General features: G+C 41.6%; 14 protein-coding genes. 4 read left to right on the top strand and 10 right to left on the bottom strand.

Annotated elements, in window-relative coordinates; translation table 11 throughout:
* Positions 1-17: 17 nt before the first annotated feature.
* The 6 genes from FAM09_RS18165 to FAM09_RS18140 form a co-directional block, all read right to left on the bottom strand.
* The gene (locus FAM09_RS18165) at positions 18-3,146 is read right to left on the bottom strand and encodes a SusC/RagA family TonB-linked outer membrane protein (protein ID WP_136578564.1); all 3,129 of its coding nucleotides are present in this window, start codon (positions 3,144-3,146) and stop codon (positions 18-20) included.
* A 343-nt stretch (positions 3,147-3,489) separates the two neighbouring features.
* Entirely contained in the window at positions 3,490-3,741 is a 252-nt protein-coding gene (locus FAM09_RS18160; protein WP_136578563.1) for a hypothetical protein, read from the bottom strand.
* 132 nt (positions 3,742-3,873) lie between these two features.
* Positions 3,874-5,154, bottom strand: coding sequence for a restriction endonuclease subunit S (locus FAM09_RS18155; protein WP_136578562.1), 1,281 nt, complete (start codon positions 5,152-5,154; stop codon positions 3,874-3,876).
* Complete coding sequence (locus FAM09_RS18150; RefSeq protein WP_208025601.1) at positions 5,154-6,995, bottom strand: type I restriction-modification system subunit M; 1,842 nt, start codon at positions 6,993-6,995, stop codon at positions 5,154-5,156. The genes FAM09_RS18155 and FAM09_RS18150 overlap by 1 nt, the downstream gene beginning before the upstream one ends.
* Positions 6,996-7,099: 104 nt before the next feature.
* Entirely contained in the window at positions 7,100-7,906 is an 807-nt protein-coding gene (locus tag FAM09_RS18145) for a polysaccharide deacetylase family protein (protein ID WP_136578561.1), read from the bottom strand.
* A 104-nt stretch (positions 7,907-8,010) separates the two neighbouring features.
* Positions 8,011-9,108 (bottom strand): pectate lyase family protein, encoded by a 1,098-nt coding sequence (locus FAM09_RS18140; RefSeq protein WP_136578560.1) that lies wholly within the window; start codon positions 9,106-9,108, stop codon positions 8,011-8,013.
* A gap of 1,101 nt (positions 9,109-10,209) precedes the next feature.
* On the opposite strand from FAM09_RS18140, the gene FAM09_RS18135 reads away from it, so the two are divergent.
* From FAM09_RS18135 to FAM09_RS18120, 4 genes are all read left to right on the top strand, one after another.
* On the top strand, positions 10,210-10,977 hold the full coding sequence (locus FAM09_RS18135; protein WP_243751734.1) for a patatin-like phospholipase family protein: 768 nt from the start codon (positions 10,210-10,212) through the stop codon (positions 10,975-10,977).
* A 348-nt stretch (positions 10,978-11,325) separates the two neighbouring features.
* The gene (locus FAM09_RS18130; protein WP_136578558.1) at positions 11,326-12,465 is read left to right on the top strand and encodes an FIST signal transduction protein; all 1,140 of its coding nucleotides are present in this window, start codon (positions 11,326-11,328) and stop codon (positions 12,463-12,465) included.
* Between the two features lie 7 nt (positions 12,466-12,472).
* Entirely contained in the window at positions 12,473-15,523 is a 3,051-nt protein-coding gene (locus FAM09_RS18125; RefSeq protein WP_136578557.1) for a PAS domain S-box protein, read from the top strand.
* 218 nt (positions 15,524-15,741) lie between these two features.
* A complete protein-coding gene (locus tag FAM09_RS18120) occupies positions 15,742-17,016 on the top strand; it encodes an NAD(P)/FAD-dependent oxidoreductase (protein ID WP_136578556.1) in 1,275 nt (424 codons plus the stop codon).
* A 127-nt stretch (positions 17,017-17,143) separates the two neighbouring features.
* Here the strand turns inward: FAM09_RS18120 and FAM09_RS18115 are convergent, their stop codons facing one another.
* The 4 genes from FAM09_RS18115 to obgE form a co-directional block, all read right to left on the bottom strand.
* Positions 17,144-17,620 (bottom strand): RDD family protein, encoded by a 477-nt coding sequence (locus FAM09_RS18115; RefSeq protein ID WP_136578555.1) that lies wholly within the window; start codon positions 17,618-17,620, stop codon positions 17,144-17,146.
* 148 nt (positions 17,621-17,768) lie between these two features.
* Positions 17,769-19,934 carry a S46 family peptidase gene (locus FAM09_RS18110; protein WP_136578554.1) on the bottom strand — a complete coding sequence of 722 codons (2,166 nt, stop codon included), beginning with the start codon at positions 19,932-19,934 and terminating at the stop codon, positions 17,769-17,771.
* 149 nt (positions 19,935-20,083) lie between these two features.
* Positions 20,084-22,360: a patatin-like phospholipase family protein gene (locus tag FAM09_RS18105; RefSeq protein WP_136578553.1), complete on the bottom strand. Its 2,277-nt coding sequence runs from the start codon at positions 22,358-22,360 to the stop codon at positions 20,084-20,086.
* Positions 22,361-22,496: 136 nt separating this feature from the next.
* On the bottom strand, positions 22,497-23,510 hold the full coding sequence (gene obgE, locus FAM09_RS18100; RefSeq protein WP_136578552.1) for a GTPase ObgE: 1,014 nt from the start codon (positions 23,508-23,510) through the stop codon (positions 22,497-22,499).
* Positions 23,511-23,555 lie beyond the last annotated feature (45 nt).

Genomic DNA, 23,555 nt, shown 5'->3' with positions numbered 1-23,555 from the left:
CCCTGAAATTTTAAATTTTAAAAAACAGCTTTTAATCCAAAAGAAAATACCTGGTTCTGCGGATGCACAACATACCGCGTATTGCTGCTGCTGGGAACTCTTTCCGGATCAAGCCCTTTAAATTTGGTGAAGGTTGCCAGGTTATCGCCGGAGGCAAACACACGCAAGCTGCTCATTGCAATTCGCTTTACAACGGAAGCCGGAAGCGTATATCCAACCTGGAGGTTCTTGATACGTAAAAACGAACCGTCTTTTAAATAAAAGGTAGAGGCAGTCCCAATATTACTGCTGGCATCACCCTGACCTGTTATATATATCAAGGGCATAGTAGTACTTGGGTTTGAAGGCGTCCAGGCATTTAACCAATCAGATGTTGGTGGCGAACCCTGGTTGAAAGGTTGTACGCCCCAGCCATTGGCATAGATCTTCTGACCATATGACCCATACAGGAAAATGGTCATGTCAAAATTTTTCCAGGAAGCGCTGGCATTAAAAGAATAATCGAATTTGGGAAATACACCCGGCACAATTACGCGGTCCTTTGCATCTATTACTCCATCATCAACTATATCTTCAAACTTTAAATAGCCCGGCTTGGGATTGAATTGTTGTTTTGGCGATTTGGCTATTTCTTCAGTGCTCTGGAATATGCCGGCAAACTTATACATATAAAAACTGCCATATGGTTCTCCTTCAATATTAATAGTGTTGTTACCGGTATTGATCTGTGGAGCGCCAAATTTCAGGAGCGTATTTTTATTGGCCTGGAAAGTACCACCTACTGAATAATTCACATCAGCCACCTTACCTGTATATTGAGCCGATGCTTCAAACCCCCTGTTCCTCATTTCCCCGTTATTAATGGTAGGAGCGGTAAGTCCAACATAAGCCGGAATGGATGGCTGTGCCAGAATATCGTATGTGAATTTATCATACCAGTCAACGGTAACATTTAAGTTTCTAAACAAGGTTACGTCTAAACCAACATCTACCACACGCGTGTTTTCCCAGTGAATAGTTTCATCTGTCAACGCATTTAACGCAGCCCCGGCGTTTAATGAGTTACCTGAAAAAGAATACGCATATTGTATATTAGTATTATAAGCATTTAGATTCGAATACACCCGTTGATAGGGATAAGTACCGATATTCTGGTTGCCTAATGTTCCCCATGAACCACGCAGCTTCAGCATATTTAACCAGGAAATAGTTTCCATGAATTTTTCGCGGGTGATCACCCAGCCGACTGAGAAAGATGGGAAAAAAGCCCATTTGCCACCAGGCGGAAAACGGGAAGAAGCATCCCGGCGCCCGTTGGCTTCAAACAAATATTTGCCATCGTAATCGTAGTTCAGGCGGCCATAATAAGAGCGTAATGACCATTCAGTTGAATTTCCAGTGGCCAGTTGGGAAGCGGTAGGACCGGCAATTAACTCTTCCTGTTCATTAGTAGAATAGGGCGTATTACGGCTGCCCGTTAGCACTTCCGCTTTATTATACTCAGCCTGTGTACCAGCTAACACTTTGAAATTATGATAGCCGATCTCTTTGGCATATGTTAACTGCGTATAACCAACCGGGTAAATATAATTGTTGTCGGTTACCGTCATGCCCTGTCCGTTTACGTCGAGTGTGCGTTCAGGCGCATCATTAGGGCCGGCAAACCAGTTATACTGATTTATAACCGGTTTAAAATCTTTCGTTTTTTGAAAATCATAGTTGAAGCCACCGCTTGTTCTCCATTCAAGCCCTTTCAAAAGGCGAATGTTTATATACACATTATTTTGAAAATAATAATCCGTATTATTTACCAACGCGTTTTCGGCAATGGCCACCGCGTTTTTGTTTGGTCCCTGTACATTGGGATAAGCAGAGTTTACATAGCGGCCACTGCCATCCGGCAATTTGGGACCATACATGGGTTGTTGCGACAGGGTAGATAAAAACTGGTCCTGGCTGCCGCGCGATGCATACAACCTTTTGCCATAGTTGAAGGTCATACTACCACCCACCGTAGCCCAATCATTTATTTTTGAATTAAGGTTAAACTGGAGGTTATATTTTTTATATGAAAAACCGATCATGATGTCGGGTTGATCTACGTACCCCAATCCAATATTGTAAGTAGTACCATTGCGGCCACCTGTCATTCCTATATGATGAGTTTGCGTAGTCACGGTGCGCATCAGAATATCGAGCCAGTTCACATTGGGATATAAATTGGGATCCGATGGATTTATATACCTATCGATCTGTGCCTGGGTATACCGGTTCGAGGAGTTGGAGTTGATGGCAGCCTGGTTCCACATCTCCATATAAGTGGCCGAATTATATACCAGGTTATCAGGCAGGGCCGTAGGCCTGGTGATGCCGACATTAAGGTCATAACTCAACTGGAACTTTCCGTTGGAGCCTTGCTTGGTGGTAACCAGTATAACGCCATTGGCAGCCCGAGTACCATAAATAGCAGCCGAAGCGGCATCTTTCAAGATCGTAACGGATTCAATATTCTGTGGATCGAGGTTAGTAAGACTTCCCGGCAAACCATCAACAATAATTAAAGGACTGCTACCAGCGGAGCTATTGGTACCTAATCCCCTTATCCGCAACACAAAGTTTTCGTTACCTGCTTCGCCTGATGCCTGGGTTAAGGAAAGACCCGGCAGTTTTCCCTGTAATAATTGTGTGGGGTCGGTAGCTACCCGCTTATTTAATTCGGCACTGCCCACCGTAGCAATGGCGCCCGTAAGATCTTTCTTCTTTTGCGTGCCATATCCCACGACTACAACATCGTCGAGCTTGCCACCGGTTGAGGCCATGGTAACATCAATTTGTTTTCGCTGCCCCACCGTTTCCTCAACGCTCACATAGCCTACAAAAGAAAACACCAACACGGCTTCGGGACCTGCTACCGGTATCGAGTAATTGCCGTTGTTATCTGCTACGACCGATTTGTTAGATCCTTTCACTCTTACTACGGCTCCTTCCAGGGCAGTTCCCTTATCATCTTTTATGGTGCCGTTCACCATTATAGATTGCGCATATGCCGAGTTAGAGAATGCGGATTGAAGAACCGTTACAAGGAAAAGAACAGAAAAAATAAAACAGCCGGAGAACATCCTACTGCAGTCAAACATCTTTTTCATAAAAAGGCAATAATTGGCTACAGCTTCTTTCAAAGAATGAAAGAAGCTGGCATTAGTTAATAAAAAATTTATACGGGTGGGTGTATAATCAGTACAATAAAGCTAACGCCGATTTAAGCCGTTGTTTTTTCTGGAATTATCTTTTTAATAAACAATATTATCATTAAGGCGTGGGAAGGGGTAAGCAGGATAATTTCGGGGAAGGAACTATAAAGAGAAAGTGAAAAATAAAAAATAGTTTTTACTAGAATGTCAAATTATCAACCACTAATCGGAAATTTTCCGATTTGAATTTGAAAATATAACAAAAAATGTAGTGCGGGTATTATCGGTCATTGGCTTATTAGGTTATATCCGACTGATTTTTCTGAATTCCCCCTGCAATATTTTTTAATTGATCTATTAAATCATCAAAGGTTAAGGTATCGCCGTAGATCATCTGTTCCTGCATATGTTCATAATCTTGTCGGTAAATATCAAGTATTTCATCAGGAGGAATAAATGATAAAGTAGCATGTTTCAGGGTTTGGTAATCATACAAATGCCTGGACATTCTTTCAGTCTTAATCTTTGATTTATCTGGTCTGCCTTCCAAAAACAAATTATAATGATATGATTATCAATATTATAATCTAATTCAGATTTGATGTAATATACTACTTCAAAATAATCCCGCAAGTGAGATTAAATCTTTGCATCAGCAAACACCTTTAAGCTTCAGTAACCCTTACCCATTAATCACCAACTTCCCACTTAAAAACCTCACCAACAATCTATCCCTTATTTGTCGTAGCTGGGTGTTTTGTGTTCCTAACAAGGCTATTTGCTTTTGAATAGGCAATGTTTTTTTATGAAAGTCGTTCATTAACTCTTCATCGGGCAGCAAGATCTCCTGGAATTTAAGGAAGGGTTCAAATTGATAATTACTAATTCCGGTGGATTGAGTTTGAAATGTTTCGATCATGCCAGTATCATAGAGATAATTGAGAAAGTAATATAAATAAAGAGATGGGATTGCTTCTGTTCTAATTAGTTTACAAAAACTGGCACAAAGTACCTTATCGCCATAGGCTTCCAAAATTTCATTTGAAATATAACAGGTTCTTCCCAACGCCTGGCCTTCACTACCGCCTGCTGCTTCAAAAACAATATCCCCTTCTTTTAATACTCTCGATTGCACCCTGGAAGCTTTATGAAATCTGTACACTTCATGATTAACAACGCCTGAACGGATAGAAGGAATATCGGTACCACGAATAACATAACCAGGAACCGGAAATTGATTATCTCCTTTTTCTTTACCCCACCCGCCACCAATAGTATAGTCAATCACTTTTCCAATGGGAACATGTTTCCACTCATTTGGAATACCTTTTACAAACTTCTTTTTTTTGTACCCCGGAAAGCGCATTCGTATAAACCATTCCTTGTACAACTCACATGCTGTTTCCTGCAGTAGTTTAATACGCTTATTATTTGCTTCTATTAATTCATCATATACACTTAGGATGGAAGCAATGTGCTTTTGAATAGTTAAAGGAATTATTGGAATGCTAATCCTCCTAAGGTCAGTAATGGGCAATTGGGGTTGTGCAGTTCCACTCGAAAAAAGCTGCAACTGCTCCTGTATATAGGAACTCTTAAAAACATAATATAAAAAATGGCTATCGTATTCCTGCTCATCTGACCTGATAATTACCATTCCCGAATTAATACGGATATGCTCATAATCTATTTCTTTTTTATAATACCCGATATTTCCTACCGTTCCCCTTGTGGTAAGTACCAGATCGTTTCTGTTTAACTTACCTTTTCTTAAAAGCTGATCCTGCTCTTTTGAAATAAAAACGCATTTTGCCAGATCAAAGCCTTCCTTTGTTACATTCCCGGTATTTAAAAAAATACAAAACCCATTTCCAGAAAAGTCCTGCTGTTTTGGATAGTTCGCTCCCCGATCCCCATCAATAATTTCAATAGCGGTTTGATATAATTGTATTGAGCCGGGCATTAACTACAAATCGATTTGAAGTTTACCGCAATCTGGTTTTCCAAATCAACTGCCTTTTTATTTAAAGCCTGTAAAGCATGATGCCTTTTCTGCATTTCTTCCAAAAACTCATCTTCCGTAATTCCATCTTCTTCCATCACCACCCCTACATAACGACCGGGGTTCAGGCTCCAATCCTGTTCTTCAATTTCTTGTAAGGTAGTTGCCTTGCACAAACCGGTTACATCTTCATATACACCGTTTGGGAACCGTTCATTCAACCACGCTATATGACCTTCAAAATACATATGCCTGGCTTGTAAAGTCTCATAATTTTTTTCTTCCTCCTGCACCCCTTTTTCCCAACGCTTTATCTCCTTTTCATTTTCGGGTTTTTGTGCTTTTACTTTTTTGACTACCTCGTATTGTATGGCGGCTCGCTTTTCAAATTCAGCAGCCTGCTGTTTATATTTCGCTATAAGTTCTGTCAACCGCGTTGTTTCTCCCCGGTATAGCCTGACAATAGTTGCGATATTTTGTATATGTTCGTCAGTGAATTCTCTTAACGCTCTTGTAACCTGCCTGAAGATATTTCTTGCGTCTATAAATAAAATCGTAGGTCTAGCATCCGATTTACCCTTATCAAAGAACCACAGCGTAGCCGGCAAGGTAACTGTGTAAAACATATTTTTGGGTAAAGTGAGCATGCAATCAATAACCCCGCTTTGAATTATTTTTTGCCTTATTTCAGCTTCACTGTTTTTTGCGTCGCTGGCGCTGTTAGCCATTACCAGCGCGGCACGACCTTTAGGTTTCAGCGAAGTAGCAAACAAATTTATCCATAGATAATTGGCATTAGGAACAATAGTAACAGCCTCACTTTTTTTGCCGGCGCCCTTGCTTTTATTTTGCGGTATGCCATATTCACTAAAGCGTTGTTGGCCTTTTACCCTATCGAGGTTTACATCATCTACATTAAATGGGGGGTTGGCCATTATATAGTCAAACTTCTGATAACTGTTAAAGCAGTCATCATAATAACTGTTGGCAGCTACTATTTCACCACGCAATCCGTTTACCGCCAGGTTCATTCTGGCCAGCTTCACCGTTTCAGGGGTTCGCTCGCAACCATATACCATTAAATCTTTGGCATCGGTTTCGTGCAACTCTTCTCTTCGGCGATCAATAAACTGGTTGCTTTGCACAAACATACCTCCCGAACCACATGCCGGATCAAAAATGGTTCCTTTATAAGGTTCAATAATTTCAACCATCAATTTTACAACCGAAGTAGGCGTAAAAAATTCTCCGCCACCCTGACCTTCGCTCAAAGCAAATTCGGCCAGAAAATATTCATATACTTTTCCAAACACATCGCCGGTAGCGTCTTCAGGAATATCAGCAAAGATCTTCAGTAACGATTTAGGCAGGCTTTTATCATGCTGACTTACCAATTTAAAATATTCATCTTTTGGCAAGTTCCCTTTCAATTCCGGCTTGTAGAGCTCAATTTTTTCCATCGCCTGCTTAATAGCTTTTGCGATATCTTTTTGTTCGGGCAGCGCTAGCAGATATTCATATTCAGCTTCAGGAGGTAAATAAAATCCACATTTCTCAATGGCTATTTCATGTTCGTTACGTTGAAGTAGTTTGTTCTTCGGGGCCTTTAATTCAGCATCAATTTCAGGCTTAACTTTTTTATACCGGATAGATGCAAATCGCAAAAAGATCAAACCCAAAATAGGCGTGGCATATTCGCTTGCTTTCAGGCTACTATCTACCCGCAGCTTATCTGCCGCCTGCCATAGCTTTACTTCTAATATTTTCAGTTGGTTCGCAGTCATTAATAATGTACGAGGCACAAGGTGTGCTTGTAAAATCTATGTAATGTTACGAATTGCTGAAAATTATAACAAGTTTGTATCGCATCAGTTATTCACTACCTGTACATAGGAGCAGGTTTACGCTATTTACCTTTCTTTTGTTGGTCCTTAATTAACGTTGCTACTTCTATCATGGGTGCTACCCAGATATCCTTTTCATGCTGCTTTAAATAATGTAACAATTGACTATGAGCTGGTAGTGAAACGTTCAAACCATGACCACCACCCACGCCATGAAACAGGATCACCAGCAACCCCTGTTTTGCTTCAGCTTCTTTTACCCATTGGATCATGGCTTCGCCTGAATGATTGAATACCCCATAAGCAGGAAAATCGTACATATTTACTTTATCGATCGTAGGTATCATACCGGCTACACCGCGTGCCGCCACAAAGTCTTTTTGCAAAGAATCAATATAGGCAGTATCGTGCACTTTATTATCACCACAGGGGAAGGCAAAGGTCCTGTTGGTTTTTCCATCGATGGCGGTAAGAACAGCATTCATGGCCAGGATCTCATTCGTTATTCTTCGCATCGAATAGTTGTTCAGGTCATAATCGGCAGAGACAAATTCCCTTCCGGGCCGCCCGCCTTCACAAGGATGAAACAGGGTATGATTGGCCAGTTCATGACCACGTGCTGCGGCTGCCCGCCATGCTGGTATTTGCTTTTGCAACCCACCATTGTAATTGGCAATAAAAAAGGTCCCTTTTAAACCCAGTGAATCCAATGCAGGAAGGGCGTTTGTAATATGCACATCCAGTCCATCGTCATAAGTTAACACTACGGCGCATTTTTTCCCTTTCCAGGGCAGACCGGATTGGGCAATTGTACTACCTGTATATGCAGTAAATAACAGTAATAAACCAAATGTCTTAAAGGTGGTCATGTTGTATTTTTCTATTAAAATAAAAAGCATAGCTGCGTGCAGGCACACGCCTGTCCGCAACTACGCTGACACATAAATTTAAGCTAAAAGCTTTACCTCCCCGATCATATTTTTCCAATGCCCGCGCCAGACATTACACCCGACTTTACCGCACTGGCTGCATCCAGTGAATAAGAGTAGGGCGGTGTAAAGGTGCAGGTAGAAGAAGTTGGCGCTGCGGTACCGGTAATGCCAGAGAATGTATTACCAAGCACCTGGTATTTACCCAGGGTAGATCCGCTTGCGATAATTGGACTCTTCGCGGTCTCAAATACATTGTTCTCTACGCGAACACAGGCGCCCATGCGGGAGTCAATGCCTGAGCCCCTGATCACATTATAATAGTTATTATACACATGTGCCACGCCGCCCCGGTTCAGCGGCAGCCGTGAGCCTATGTTCCGGTAATAATTGTGATGGAAAGTCAATTTCCGATCAGAAATATCTGAATCAGAAGAACCGATCAAATGGGTTTTGTGGTTGTCATGGAAATAATTCCAGGAAATAGTAATGTACTGGCTGGTATTTTTAATATCTATCAGTCCGTCATACAGGTCTTTGTTGGTTTGAACTGTTGGGTCTGTATTATACAGTTCACAATGATCAATCCAAACGTTTGAACTGCTACCCTGGATGGAAATACAGTCGCCGCCATTTACAATGATCTGGGGAAGACCTTCATCACCATCCGGATCATAAACTGCTGGATCGCTGCGATCGGTAATAGAAGTGAGCGTGACCTTAATGTTTTGGATAATAATATTTCTTTTGCTGGAAATATTCAAACCAACACCATCTAAAAACCCTGCAGTACCAACACCCAACAGGGTTTTGTTTGAATTTATATTAATGCGTCCGCCTTTTACCCCGTTATAAATTCGTCCGTCTACCCGTACAATATACGTGGTAGAACTTTCGAGATAACTTTTTAACTGAGCATAGGTGGTAGCAGTAACGGTGGAACCGCCTTGTCCGCCGGTTGTGTTACCGTTTTGTGTAGCAAAGCCGGCAATGCCGAAAGCGGCTTCAGTGGTTATAACCCGGTCATCGCCGGTTTCATGGGATGTAGAAGCTTTGTCAGAGCTGACCGATTTGGAACATGAAATTGTGCAGGTACAAATTGCAATGGCAAGTACCGCCATGCAAATGGTTGTTTTTTTCATTTGGAAGCATGTTTGTCGTTAATAAATAGCAATCGTAAATGGCAAATCAACAGGACATACATCCCGGTTGATTAAAGAAAATGGATAAAGGGGGGATGGTATTAAAAAGGGTGGGTACAAATTAAAATGGGCAAAAAAAATAAACAAGCAATCGTTAGAACCTATTAAATATCGTGTATGTAAGATAGTAACAGTTAAAAATAAAACGAGCTGGGGAAACCGCTTTTTTCTGTGCAATCGTTCCCGACAACGTTTGCAAGCAAATACGATCAGGATTATTTATATCGGACTCCTATCGATCACAAATCGAATAAAGCAACTAATTTGTACATATGTCTTATTATAGAAATTATAAAATAAAGCATTAAATATTTTTGCTATCGGTTTATTTTTTTGTGACCCCATTTAATTTTTTTTGCCACCACCAAAATTTTTCTTGCGCATCAATAAAATTCTTCTGCTATCGCTTAAATTTTTTCTGACCCACTTCTATTTTTTACTGCACCAGAAAAAACTTTTTGCTACCGGTTTATTTTTATGCGACCCCATTTAATTTTTTTTGCCACCACCAAAATTTTTCTTGCGCATCAATAAAATTCTTCTGCTATCGCTTAAAATTTTTCTGACCCACTTCTATTTTTTACTGCACCAGAAAAAAACTTTTTGCTATCGGTTTATTTTTTTGTGACCCCATTTAATTTTTTTTGCCATCACAAAATTTTTCCTGCGCATCAATAAAATTCTTCTGCTATCGCTTAAAATTTTTCTGACCCACTTCTATTTTTTACTGCACCAGAAAAAAACTTTTGCTACCGGTTTATTTTTTTGCGACCCCATTTAATTTTTTCTGCCACCATCAAAAATTATTTTGTGCATCAGTAAAAATTCCTCTGTCATTATTTAACTTTTCTCGCGATCCATTTACATTTTTTACTTCCTTTTTATTCTTTTTACTACTGTCTCAATTGTTCAGATCGCTTTATCACCGGGAAATTCGCTCAACAGGCATTACAAATCCCGAAGTATAAAATATTCAACCCCGTTCTTGCAATTAACGTCAAAAGCGCATACTTTAGGCCCCGGTCATAAATATTCAATTTGATGGTAAAAACAGGTATTGTATTAAGCGGTGGCGGGGTTCGTGGGTTTGCACATTTGGGTTTATTGCAGGTTTTGGAAGAATTACAAATTCAACCATATGCCATCTCAGGCGTAAGCGCGGGCGCTATCGTGGGCGCTTTCTATGCTGCCGGCCATTCTCCCGAAAAGATCCGGGATATCCTTAAAAAGAATTCCTACTTTGGCTGGTCGAGCTTTTTATTGAATAAAGACGGCCTTTTTTCCATGAAGGTGCTACGCAAAGTTTTACAAACGTACATACCAGAGAACTCATTTGAAAGCCTGAACAAAAAACTGTTTATTACCGCTACCGATTTTGCCAATAATGAAGCCATCACTTTTTCCAAAGGCAATCTCATTGACACGGTGATCGCGTCCGCTTCTGTACCCGCCATCTTTGAACCGGTGAAAATAGACGATCACGTGTTGGTCGACGGTGGCCTGCTTAATAACTTCCCGGTTGAACCCCTCGAGAAAAAATGCGATGTGCTCATCGGTTGTAACGTGAATAAAATTCCCAAAGGCCTCGGCAATGGAAAACGCATCGGTAAAATGAATATGATCGAAAAATGTTTTCACATGGCCATTGCACCAACGGTGTACAGCAAAGTACCCAGCCTGCATGTATTTATTGAACCGGAGTTGCACGAGTTCGGGATGTTCGATGTTAATAAAGCTGATCAAATTTATGAGGCTGGCTATCGTGCGGCCATGAAGCATAAAAACAAACTACTAAGCCTTATGGAATAATTTCCCTTCTTAAATACCGTCTGGCACGTACTAACTACAGTCATTAATTAATAGTTTCCATATAACTCAAACCCATATCCTTATTGACATATGTCAATAAACTCACGGTTATACTGTATATCCTTTCCAGAACCATCAATTCAGGATAACTTAGTAAAACAACAAAGTTGCTGTTTTAAATATTTAGCCTAAATTAAATAAGGGTTAACCCATATGGCCTGCATTTGTATGTGAATAAAATGTTTCACCTTACGTTTTGTTACGAGGCAATTTTCTAATTGCCTGCGCAAATATTAATCATATAACCAACACATTTAAATGATTATTTAACCTTTAAACGCTTTCCATATGCAAACGACTCTCTTTTTATTCGACGACAATAAATTGCAACCGCAAAGTAAAAACGCTATGGCCGATCTTACTAAAACACAGCTGGTATTGGGCTTTGGCGAAAGAGAGATTATCAGTACTCAACCTGTATACGAAGAGCTTAAATCGCAATTTCCAGGCGCGCATATCGTCTTATGCTCCACGGCAGGAGAAATAATAAACAACCGGGTGAACGATAATTCCGTGTCAGTTGCAGCCATTGAATTGGAGAAAACATCCATTCACCCCGTTGCTGTAAATATTCGTGATTACGAAAACAGCTATGAGGCTGGTAAAGCGTTGATCCGGCTGATCAATTTTACAAACCTTTCATACATTCTGATCATATCAGACGGCAGCAATGTAAACGGCAGTGAGCTGGTTCGTGGCATTAATGAGCTGGTGAATAACCGGGTGCCGGTTACGGGTGGCCTTGCCGGGGACGGCACTAATTTTCAATCAACCGTTGTTGGCCTTAATGAAAAACCTTCTAACGGCAACATTGTCGCCATTCCTTTTTACGGTAAACACTTTGTAGTTTCTCATGCATCCATGGGCGGCTGGGAAATTTTTGGTCCCGAACGTACGGTTACCAAAGCAGTCGACAACCAGTTGTTTGAAATAGAAGGGCAAAAAGCGTTGGACCTGTACAAGACCTACCTCGGTCCGTATGCGGATGAATTACCAGGCTCGGCCTTACTGTTTCCACTGGGTATTAAAATAAATGATGACGATGCTCCTATTGTTAGAACCATACTCTCCATTGACCAGGAAACTGGCAGTATGGTGTTTGCAGGGGATATTCCCAATGGATCAAAAGTACGGTTCATGAAAGCCAATTTTGATAAACTGGTTGACGCTGCTACCCACGCTGCGGGCCAGGCTTTTCAAAAATTAACGTCAGCACCTCAGTTGGCCCTGTTGATTAGTTGTGTAGGCAGAAAAGCTGTTTTAGGCAAACGCACAGAGGAAGAAGTGGAAGCAGTTGCCGAAACATTTGGCAACAAAACATTATTGACCGGATTTTACTCTTATGGAGAAATTTCCCCCTTTAATGAAAACGCGAAATGCGAATTACATAACCAAACAATGACTATTACCACCTTTGACGAGTTATAATTGTGATATGGGTTTCAATAAATTGCTTGAACGGCAAATCAAAAAGTACCTTCCTGAAGATTATATTCTGCAGGAAAATCTTGCCCGGTTTATTCAGGCAGTGCATGACTCCTATGAAGAATATGAAAGGGATAAAAAGCTATTCAATCATGCTTTTGCCTGCAGTGAAAATGAATACATGCACATTAACGAAAAACTAAAAAAAGAGGCAAAGCTTAAACACGCTTCCATTCAGCAATTAAAAGAAACCATCAATAAATTCAAGGGCACTAATGCCTTTTATAACGATACAGATGATCTGTCGGACGTTATTAATTACCTTGAACACGAATTGCAGGAAAAAAAGAAAGCCGACGATCTGCTGCAACAATCTGAGAAGCGATTGCGCATGGCATTATCGACCATTGACGATAATGTATGGGAATATAATTTCACTACAAGGACCATGACCTTTGCTATCAATGAAAAATCGATCCTCGACCTGAACGCCAATGTATTTGAAGGCAAAGAAAATATGATCTGGTGGAGTACTATTCTGGAAGAGGACCGGCATATAGCAATTGAAACTTTCCGCCAATACATGAGTGGCGAAATCACCAGGCACTGTGTTGAATATCGCGTTAAACTTAAAGATGGAAAAACGAAATGGATCCTCAACCGTGGCGGCGTGATCAGTAAAACCAAAAATGGAAAACCTCTTACCATCATTGGCACACTTACAGATATTCAGAACTTCAAAAACACCCAGAACGAATTAACAGCTACAGCCAACCGGCTCTCGCATCTGCTCATTAACCTGCAAACCGGGGTATTGCTGGAAGATGAAGATGGAAAGGTAGTGCTCACCAATAAAAAATTTACCGATTTCTTTGCTTACCCTGGCTCCCCTGAAACACTGGTTGGCATTGAATGTACTGAACTGTACGAAAGCAGTGCCCAGTGTTTTAAATATCCTGATGAATTTTTAAGCAATACTGCTACCTATTTAAAAGAACGAAAGCCTGTTAATAACGAAGAACTGAAAATGGCCGATGGCCGGGTACTTGAAAGAAATTACATTCCTTTATTTATTGATGATATTTATCGCGGACACTTATGGACATATAACGACATTACCGAAAGAAAGCGTTCGGAGATCAAACTCAAAAAACAGGAAGAAAAATACCGGAGCATCATTGCCAATATGAACCTGGGGCTCATAGAGGTTGACCTGGAAGAAAAGATCCGGTATGTGAACCAGAGTTTTTGTTTAATGAGCGGTTATGAAGAACATGAGATTATTGGCAAACACGCAGCCGACCTTTTTGTGAAAGATGAGTATAAAGAAATAATAGATGAAAAGAACAGTTTACGGCAAAAGGGATTGTCTGATGCATATGAAATGAATGTAAAAACCAAACACAGCGATGCCAACTGGTGGCTGGTTTGCGGCGCTCCATTATATAACGACAAACAACAACATATAGGCTCTATTGGCATTCACCTGGATATTACGCAGCAAAAAATACTCGAACGGCAACTGATGGAAGCGAAACAGATAGCCGAAAAATCAGTCCATGCCAAAGATCTTTTCCTGGCCAATATGAGCCATGAAATAAGAACGCCCATGAACGCTATCCTGGGCATGAGCAAACAATTACAAAAAACAACGCTCAATCAACAACAACAATCCTTTTTAGAGATCGTAGGCACCGCCGCAGAAAACCTGCTGGTGATCATTAACGATATTCTCGACTTTTCTAAATTAGAAGCCGGAAAAGTGACCCTCGAAGAAATCGGCTTCAATATGCATGACCTGATAACCAATACCAGCCGCGTACTGAAATTAAAAGCAGAGGAAAAAGGATTAATATTTCAGGTTTCGGTGGCGCCTGAAGTAAACAAAGTATTAAAAGGCGATCCTTTCCGCATAAACCAGGTATTGATAAACCTGTTAAGCAACTCTATAAAATTCACCAAACGCGGCAGAGTTACTTTACAATGCCAGATCAAGAAAAACCAGCCTGAAGCACAGGAACTGGAAATCATCATCAGTGATACGGGCAAGGGCATGGATGAAGCTTATTTAAAAAACCTATTTAATAAATTCAGTCAGGAAGATGAAAGCATTGCCCGGAGCTACGGCGGAACAGGCCTCGGCATGAGCATCGTAAAACAACTGGTTGAACTGATGAACGGATCGATAACCGTAAAAAGTAAAAAGGGCGAAGGCACGCAGGTAAACATTCTATTGTCGTTTGCAAAAGGAACAGATACCGATCTGCCCAAAAAAGATAACAGCAATGTGGAGGCCCACATTCTGACCGATAAAAAAATCTTACTGGTAGAAGATAATGAAATGAACCGGGTAGTGGCAGAAACCATATTGAATCAATATGGCGCAACCATTTCAGAAGCGGTGAACGGCGTTGAAGCCGTAGACGCCATCCGAAACAACAAGTACGATATTGTATTAATGGATATTCAAATGCCGGTTATGGATGGCCTGGAAGCCACCCGGATTATTCGAAAGGAGATACAATCGAATATTCCCATCATTGCACTAACGGCAAATGCTGTAAAAGGCGAAATGGAAAAGTGTATTCAAGCAGGCATGAACGATTACTTAAGTAAGCCTTTTGAAGAAGAAGACCTGATACGATTGATAGCCAAATGGCTTGGCCGCGAAACCCATTTCGCCCCTCCAAAAACTACGACTGTTAATGATACGCCGTTATACGACCTGGAAAAACTGAAACAAATCACGCGCGGTGATGAGAAGTTCATCGCAAAGATGCTGCAGGTATTCATCAACGAAACCATGACAGGTGTTGCGAACCTGGATCAGGCATTTGAGGAAAAGAATATTAAACAAGTGAAATTCGTGGCGCATCGCATGAAATCATCCCTCAATAATTTGAACATCTTTACTGCAGCCCGTATTGCAGAACAAATAGAGAAAGCCGAATGGACGGAACCGGAATACCCGATTCTGGCAAACCAGATCCATGCATTTAAGCAAATTATAGAAGAGGTGATCCCCCTGATCAAATCAAATTATACTGAACTTCAAAGCTAAAGCCTGTTATACCCAATAACCGGTTGAAAAATGGGGTATAAAGCGGGCATGTTTTTTATGCTATTTCAGGAATAGTAACGACCTTTGCGTAGTCTATCAATCTCCATCCCTGCTTTATCAATACTTGCCATAACCAGAAAAATTAGTTAGGCGAATAGGTGCTCATTATACAAATAAGGAGCATAATTGTTTATTAAAGTTAATAAGAAGAATGAGTTATGGAACAACCAGTAAAAAAAGTCGTTATTGTCGGCGGCGGTTTTGCCGGCATTAACCTTATCAAAAAACTTTCAAAAGACAGCCGTTTTCACATCACCCTGGTAGATAAGAATAATTATCACTTTTTTCCACCGCTGTTATACCAGGTAGCTACTGCTTTTATTGAGCCCTCGAATATCAGCTACCCATTTCGCCGGTTATTTCAAAAGAAAACCAACCTGCGGTTTCACATGGGCGCTTTGCTGAAAGTGAATGCCGACAAAAATAATATTGAAACAGATACCGGCGTAGTGGATTATGATTACCTGGTATTATCCCTGGGCACTGAGACCAATTATTTTGGCATGGAGCGCGTAAAAGAAAATTCGTTGCCCATGAAAACCATCGATGACGCCCTTAACCTGCGCAACCATTTACTGCTGAATATGGAACAGGCAGTACGCACCGACGATCTTAAAGAAAAAGAAAAGCATTTGAATATCGTGATTGCCGGAGGAGGGCCAACCGGTGTTGAATTAGCCGGTATGCTGGCCGAGCTGGGACGTAACATTGCGTTGAAAGAATATCCCGAAATAAAAAACCTCCGTACATACCTGTACCTCATCGATGCCGGTAAGGTATTGCTGGGACCCATGAGCGAAAAATCGCAGCAGGAAGCCACTAACGTACTGAAAAAGCTGGGCGTGCATGTGATCACCAATACCGCCGTTAAAGATTATGTAGATGATACCGTTTACTTATCTGACGGACAAACTATAAAGACCAATGTGCTGATCTGGGCCTCTGGTGTAACCGGCAGGGAAGTACCCGGATTACCAGCTACAGCTATTACCCGCGGCAGAAGGATACTGGTTGATGAATTCAATACAGTACAGGGCATGAAAAATATTTTTGCGTTGGGTGATATTTGCTTTCAATCTACGGATAAGAATTTCCCCAATGGACATCCGCAGTTAGCGCAGGTAGCTATTCAGCAGGGACAATTGCTGGCAGAAAACTTAATCAGGCAGGCAAATAACAACCCGCTGAAACCCTTCGCATATAACGATAAGGGCAGCATGGCCATCATTTCTAAATTCAAGGCGGTGGTAGACCTTCCTAAATTGTTCTTCAAAGGTTTCGGCGCCTGGTTGGTTTGGTTGTTCATTCACATCATTCCATTAATTGGTTTCCGCAATAAAGTAAAACTTGCCTTTAGCTGGTTCTGGTCGTTTATGACCAACGACCCAACATTGCGGTTAATTATAAGACCCAGGAAAGAGGATGTGCATTGAGAAAAGCTGAAAACTATAAGCCTAATGCTGAAAGCAAATCGGGTTTAAAAGCAAAAGGCATAACGCGGGATATTTTGCGTTATGCCTTTTGCTTTTAGCTTTTGGCTTGAAGCCTTTATCTTTATTATTACCAGGTCTTTCTTACCACGGCTGTTTTTGATAAGCTATCGTGCCAGGGCAGGTAGCCAAACGCACTAAATGCTTCAAACGGTATTAACCTGCATAATGTACGCATTAGCGCATGCTTAAATGTAAATGGACTGCCATCCTGGGTAATAGCAATTGTTCCGGTTAATATTTTACCAAATGTTCTGCCTTTGGTAACAGCCTCAAAAATCAAATAATAAAAAAATATAACCACAAGCGAAAGTGCAAACTGGGCCATTAATCCCGACATGGTTTCCTGAAAAATTACATAGTTCTTATAGTTTTCACCTCTGCTGGTTACTACATATTTAAAAGCATACGTACCGGCATTAATAATGGCGCCCATAACAACCTGGTCAACGACGTAATTGACAAACCGTACACCCCGTGGCACCGGGTCAACATACATTTCCTTCTGAACCTCATTTAATAAATCTGAACTGTTTTGTTCTTCCATTTATAACTTGTGTTGAAGTGCAAAATAAACGAAAGAATTGCATTCCCGCGAATACAATTACGAAGGCAGAATGAAAATAACAATGCATAAACATAAAAAGGGTGACCCGTAAGTTAGCGGATCACCCTTTTAATCTTTTAGTCGTTGGTTATTGCCTTACCAGCTTCAACTCGTTAATAAGATTAGTAGCCCCACCCAATTTATCAATGCACCACAACACATAGCGAACGTCAACACAAATGGTGCGGTTATAAACAGGATCGAATGAGATTTTATGGCTCAATGCTTCATAATTACCATCGAACGCCAAACCAATAAGGTTACCGCTGCCATCAATTACGGGCGAACCGGAGTTACCACCGGTGATATCGTTGGTTGTAATAAACCCGATCACCAGGTCATTGCGTTGTTTATCGATGTATTGTCCGAAATCTTTTTTCCGGGCAACTTCCAGTAATTTTTCAGGCAGATCAAACTCATAATCGCCGGGTTTGTATTTTTCCAAAATGCCCTTCATGGTAGTTACATAGTCGTAATGAACGGCATCGCGGGGATTATAACTTTTCACATTACCAAAACTAACACGCATAGTGAAAGTGGCATCGGGATACATTTTCTTAGCTTTTACCGTATCCTTTTGCATGATTCCTTTCAGGTACAAACGGCCGAACTCATTGTTCTTTGTATTGAATTGCTGGTAATTCTGCATAAACTTGCCTTGCCAGTTCTTCAAAAAAGCGCTGGCTACTGCATATGCCGGATCAGCTTGCAATACCGTAGCATCAGGATTACTATTGAAAGCATCCCATTTGGCATTATCCAGTATCATGGTGTTGGCGAAAATACTGGCGGCGTATTTTTTATAGGTAAGCTCGTCTTTCAGATCACCGTAATTAGCTTTAACGCCATCATAAAAACCAATGGGGTGTTGGGCTTTATCAACATCATTGTAATACATCATCAGCACAGCTGCCACAATATTCTGATCAGATGCTTTGTTCTCGCTTTTCAACAATTCAGCTCTTGCTTCTTTAGCTACTTCCAATGCTTTTTTAATATCTGCTGAGCTTCCTTTTTTCACAATGGCATTCTCAACCTGTTGTAGTGAAGCCGCAAAGGCTAACAACGGTGATCCGAAAATGCCCTCGTTTATATACATGCGATGTTTTGAATAAGGACGCCATTGGTCATAGGCAGTTCCCCATTCTTTAAAAATATTTTCAAATTCCGGTTTGCCATTTGCCCATGCCTGGAACTTCTCTTCTGCTGCTTTTTTCTGATCGTATACATTGTATTTGATCAGTTGTTTGCTTTCGCCGTCAAAGAACTTCCAGTAGTTGGCGATAGAAGCATAATCAGCAGCCAGTTGCAATTTGATAGATGGATCGTTTTTCATCTGCTCAAACATATACTTCAATCGCATATCGCGCAGCTTTACCAGCGTGGGATTGTCAATGTCGATTTTTTGTTTGATGCCATATGAAGTTTCGTAGCGATTGGTGCCGCCCGGATAACCATAGATCATGGCATAGTCACCATCTTTAATGCCTTTGATAGAAACCGGCAGAAAATGTTTAGGTTTTAAAGGAACATTCTCAGGAGAATAAGCTGCTGGTTTTGCATCCTTGCTCATATAAACACGGAATACAGAAAAGTCGCCGGTATGACGAGGCCACTCCCAGTTATCAGTATCGCCGCCGTATTTACCAATGCTTTCGGGCGGAGCACCTGCCAGCCTTACATCAGAATAACGGCGGTAAACAAATACCAGGTATTGATTGCCCTTGAACAGAGAACTTACACGGGCGATGGTGCTGGTTGATTCATCGGAGTAACGCTTGTTGATGGCAGTTGTAGCGGCAGTAACTTTAGCCACGCGCTCCAATCCGCTTAATCCTTTGGCAGAATCAAGTACTTCGGCAGTAACGTCTTCAATTTTGGTTAAGAATTCTGCATATAATCCGGCCGAAGGAATTTCTTCCGCTTTGCTTTTTGCCCAGAAACCATTTTTGAGATAGTTGTTGGTTACCGAGCTGGCAGTAGCCACCGCATCGTAACCACAGTGGTGATTGGTAAAAATGAGCCCTTCGTTACTTACAATTTCGCCGGTACAAAACCCACCGAAAATGATAATGGCGTCTTTAATAGAGGCCTTGTTCATACTGTATAACTGTTCCTTGGTTAGCTTTAAACCGCGCTTCACCATATCGTTATACACTTGTTGGCCAAGCAATAGCGGCAGCCACATACCCTCATCGGCGAAGCTGCGCGCCATAGTAACGGCTAACACAACCGTTAAAAGAATTTTCTTCATATAATGATAGCTTTTGTGGGGGCAAACCTATTGAAAATTTTCTAAAATAGTTTGATGGTTACACTTCCTGCCTGGGGATACTCAATAAAATGCAAGATGCCGAACGATCGGCCACTGCAGCCATCCAGCCCTCTAACAATCAAACCATTTTACCTTTTTAACTCCTGTAATATTTTAGCCATATAGGCGCACACATCCGGTGAATATAACCGCTGGTCCATGCTATCCAGCGTTCGACCCGAAATAACCCAGTTCATGGAATATTTCAACGGTTCCCGGGGCCGGTATAAGTTAATGGGTTTGTAATGCAGTTCATTACCATACAGGTTACGCAGGTAGTTCTTCAGACGACTATCATTAATACTCGTTTGTACGCCGTAAGCGCCCATCAATGTTTGCAGCGGCGATGCCAGGTCGTTTACAAAAGGATTTACTTTTTTTAATAATATCTCGCCTTCGGGCCCGTTGCTGATGTGTATTACGTAGAATGAAATTTTCTGGCAATTATTCCGCAATAAAGTATCTGTGTTTGAACTACAGAAAGACTCACGCAGGGAATTCAATTTTATGATCATTTCATGAACAACACCGGCGCCGGAATTATCTACATAGCCGCCATCTACAAAATAAAAAGGGTATTCTTTGGGCCCATCTTTGTGAAACTTCAATCCATCTATTCGGCCTGCCGGACTTACATATGGAAAGCTGGCGCCTAATACCACCGCAGTACTCAATTTCATATCGCGGTTATGATTAAGCCGGGCCAGCACATCAACGCGGTTATTGAATGTAAGTTGATCGATTCCTATTGTACTGATCACCGATGGCGCTCCATCCTGCATACGGGTAGTATTCACACAAAGGATCGGCAATTTTGTATTCACCCGGTTCTTATACACCGCCAGTTCTGAAAATGGCACCTGTAACTGGTGTTTCAACAACACGCTGTCTTTGGGCGCCTCTTCCAACGCATCGGTTAAAGCTTTGGCCCTGTCGGCATTGGTATTGAAAGGGAGCATATTCACAAAAAAATCATGGCCTAACATCCGGCTGAGGGTATACGTAAGGAAATCGCTCCGCAGGTATTCTTTCCCTGCCTGGTAGAATAATTGGTTATTTGGCAAATTTTTGTCGGGCCGGTCAGCCGCATTTTTTAATAAAGCAAAGAAGGCGGCATTGCCTACGCTACCACCTGAAGCGCCTGACAGGCAAAACAGGTGTTTTGAAAAGTCGCGTTTCGATGTGTCTTCAAGCTTTCCCAATACCGATGCCACCCAGTAACCTGAACGTGATGCGCCGCCATCGGATAAAACAAAATATACCGGGAACTCTTTCGATTTCCTGATCAGCGTGTCCCGGTCTTTTACCCATTGTATAAAATAATCACGCACACTGGCTCTATTGGCAAAGTTTTCTTTTATGGCTGGATCTTTTTTAACCAAAGCCACATGGTGCCGTTCCGTCCATTGACCAAATAGAAAAACTATGATCAGAAAAATAAGATGAATGTTTATACCAACACGGATAGAGATAAACGAAAGGATAAAACCAAACCCCATAAATACCGCAAAGGCAAGCAAAACAAATGGAAAAGAGCCCAGGCTTACTGCAAATGCCACGTTAAGCGTACATGCCAGGTAAATGTTTAACGCTACCAGGCTTATCATTAGAAAAATAATATGAAAGCGAACTTCTTCGGGTGGTATGCCCAGGAATTTGGCCAGCCTTTGTGATCTGCTCAATGCAACCGTTGGCGAATTTTTCAGATTTCTTTTCTCCTGCTGCAATATTTCCCGCCGGGTAACCACCAACACTATAAAACATGCCTGTAATATCAGCAGCATTACTATTACCAGCCAGGAATATCGGCTGATATTAAGTGTAATTAAAGTGGAACCGGTAAATATGATCAACAGCGTTATCAAAAACAAGCGGTTCATCCGGATCACTTTAAACCGGCGTTCGAAAAAATTATTCAACCAAAAATAATAGGGAACGGAAGCGGCCAGCAGAACAAAATAGATCTTACTGTCTTCTTCAATGCCGTTGCTGAACAGCGGGGTTTGTATAAAAGCAAGTATAATGATTGTAATTAATGAAAAGCCGATAAAGCGGGGCATGTGTTTATAATATCCTTCCTGCAAATACCCCGGTGTTGTATGTACGCTTTGCTTTTTTGCAGTGGCTACGGTACGGGCAGCATACCAGCTTACTAACACCAGGAAACCAAGGAAAGACTGGAACAACAGAAAAAAGCCCCTGTGCTCGGTAGCGAGCACCATCAGGTCTTTACCTTGCGCAAGGTTCCAGAAACAAATGAGGGTAAGTGCGAGGAATAGAATACCGGGAAAAAATACCCATAGTGCACGAAAAACATTGCGCAGCAGGGTTGCCAGGCGTTTTAAGATACCGGTTATAGCCAACATAGCTAACAGTTTTAGGGGAACCTAAGATAGCTATATCGCCGGCAATTACAATACCCCGATAGTTGTATAGATTAAATCTGCATGTAATGATATGGCTTACTCTCAGCCAAACATCATATCAGCTATTTTTCACATGCTAATTGTTGGTAACTTCCTGTCCTTCATTTAATGCTTTCCATAACAGGTCTTTCAGATCGTTGAGGCCCTGTTGTGTCATTGACGAGATAAAAATATGGGGGATATTAGCTGGTAATTCCTTTACAATAGCTGCCTTTAATTCATCATCCAGCATTTCGCTTTTACTGATAGCAATGAGGAATTGCTTATGTAACAGTTCCGGATTATATTGCTCCAGCTCATTTACAAGGATGGCGAATTCTTTTTTGTGATCGTTACTATCGGCAGGAATAACAAATAGCAATACGGAATTGCGTTCAATATGGCGCAGGAACCGATGGCCCAGTCCTCTGCCTTCAGCCGCTCCTTCAATAATCCCGGGCAAATCAGCTACGCAGAAGCTTTTGCCGTCGCGATAGGCTACAATGCCTAAATTCGGATTGATAGTGGTAAATGCGTAATCGGCGATCTTTGGTTTGGCAGCCGTGATAACCGAAAGTAAGGTTGATTTACCGGCATTGGGGAAACCAACAAGCCCTACATCGGCCAACACCTTTAATTCCAGCACTTTCCAGCCCTCCTCGCCCGGTTCACCGGGTTGAGCATGCTCGGGCGCCTGGTTGGTAGGAGTAGCAAATTGGGCATTTCCCAAACCGCCACGGCCCCCCTTTATCCACACGATTTCCTGTCCGTGCTCCAGTATTTCGGCTTCATTTTCTTCAGTTTCCTCATCACGGGCAACGGTGCCAAGCGGGACTTCAATGACAATGTCTTTGCCATCGCGGCCCTTCATATTATTTTTATTTCCACCCTGACCGTTTTCGGCCAGCACATTTTTATAATAGCGAAGGTGAAGTAAGGTCCACATGTTTTTATTACCGCGCAGGATAATATGCCCGCCCCGGCCGCCATCGCCGCCATCGGGACCGGCCTGGGGATTGAATTTAGTACGCATAAAATGCTTACTACCGGCGCCGCCATGTCCGCTACGGCAAAATATCCTTATCTGATCTACAAAGTTTGACTTTTCCACTACTTGTTTATTAACCCTTGTTATTGGGGTGCAAAGATAAGGTGT

Origin of the sequence: Niastella caeni (assembly GCF_004834005.1) — a bacterium.
GTDB classification, from domain to species: Bacteria; Bacteroidota; Bacteroidia; order Chitinophagales; family Chitinophagaceae; genus Niastella; species Niastella caeni.
Note: the sequence above shows the minus strand (reverse complement) of the source record. Positions and strands in the feature narration are given on the sequence as shown.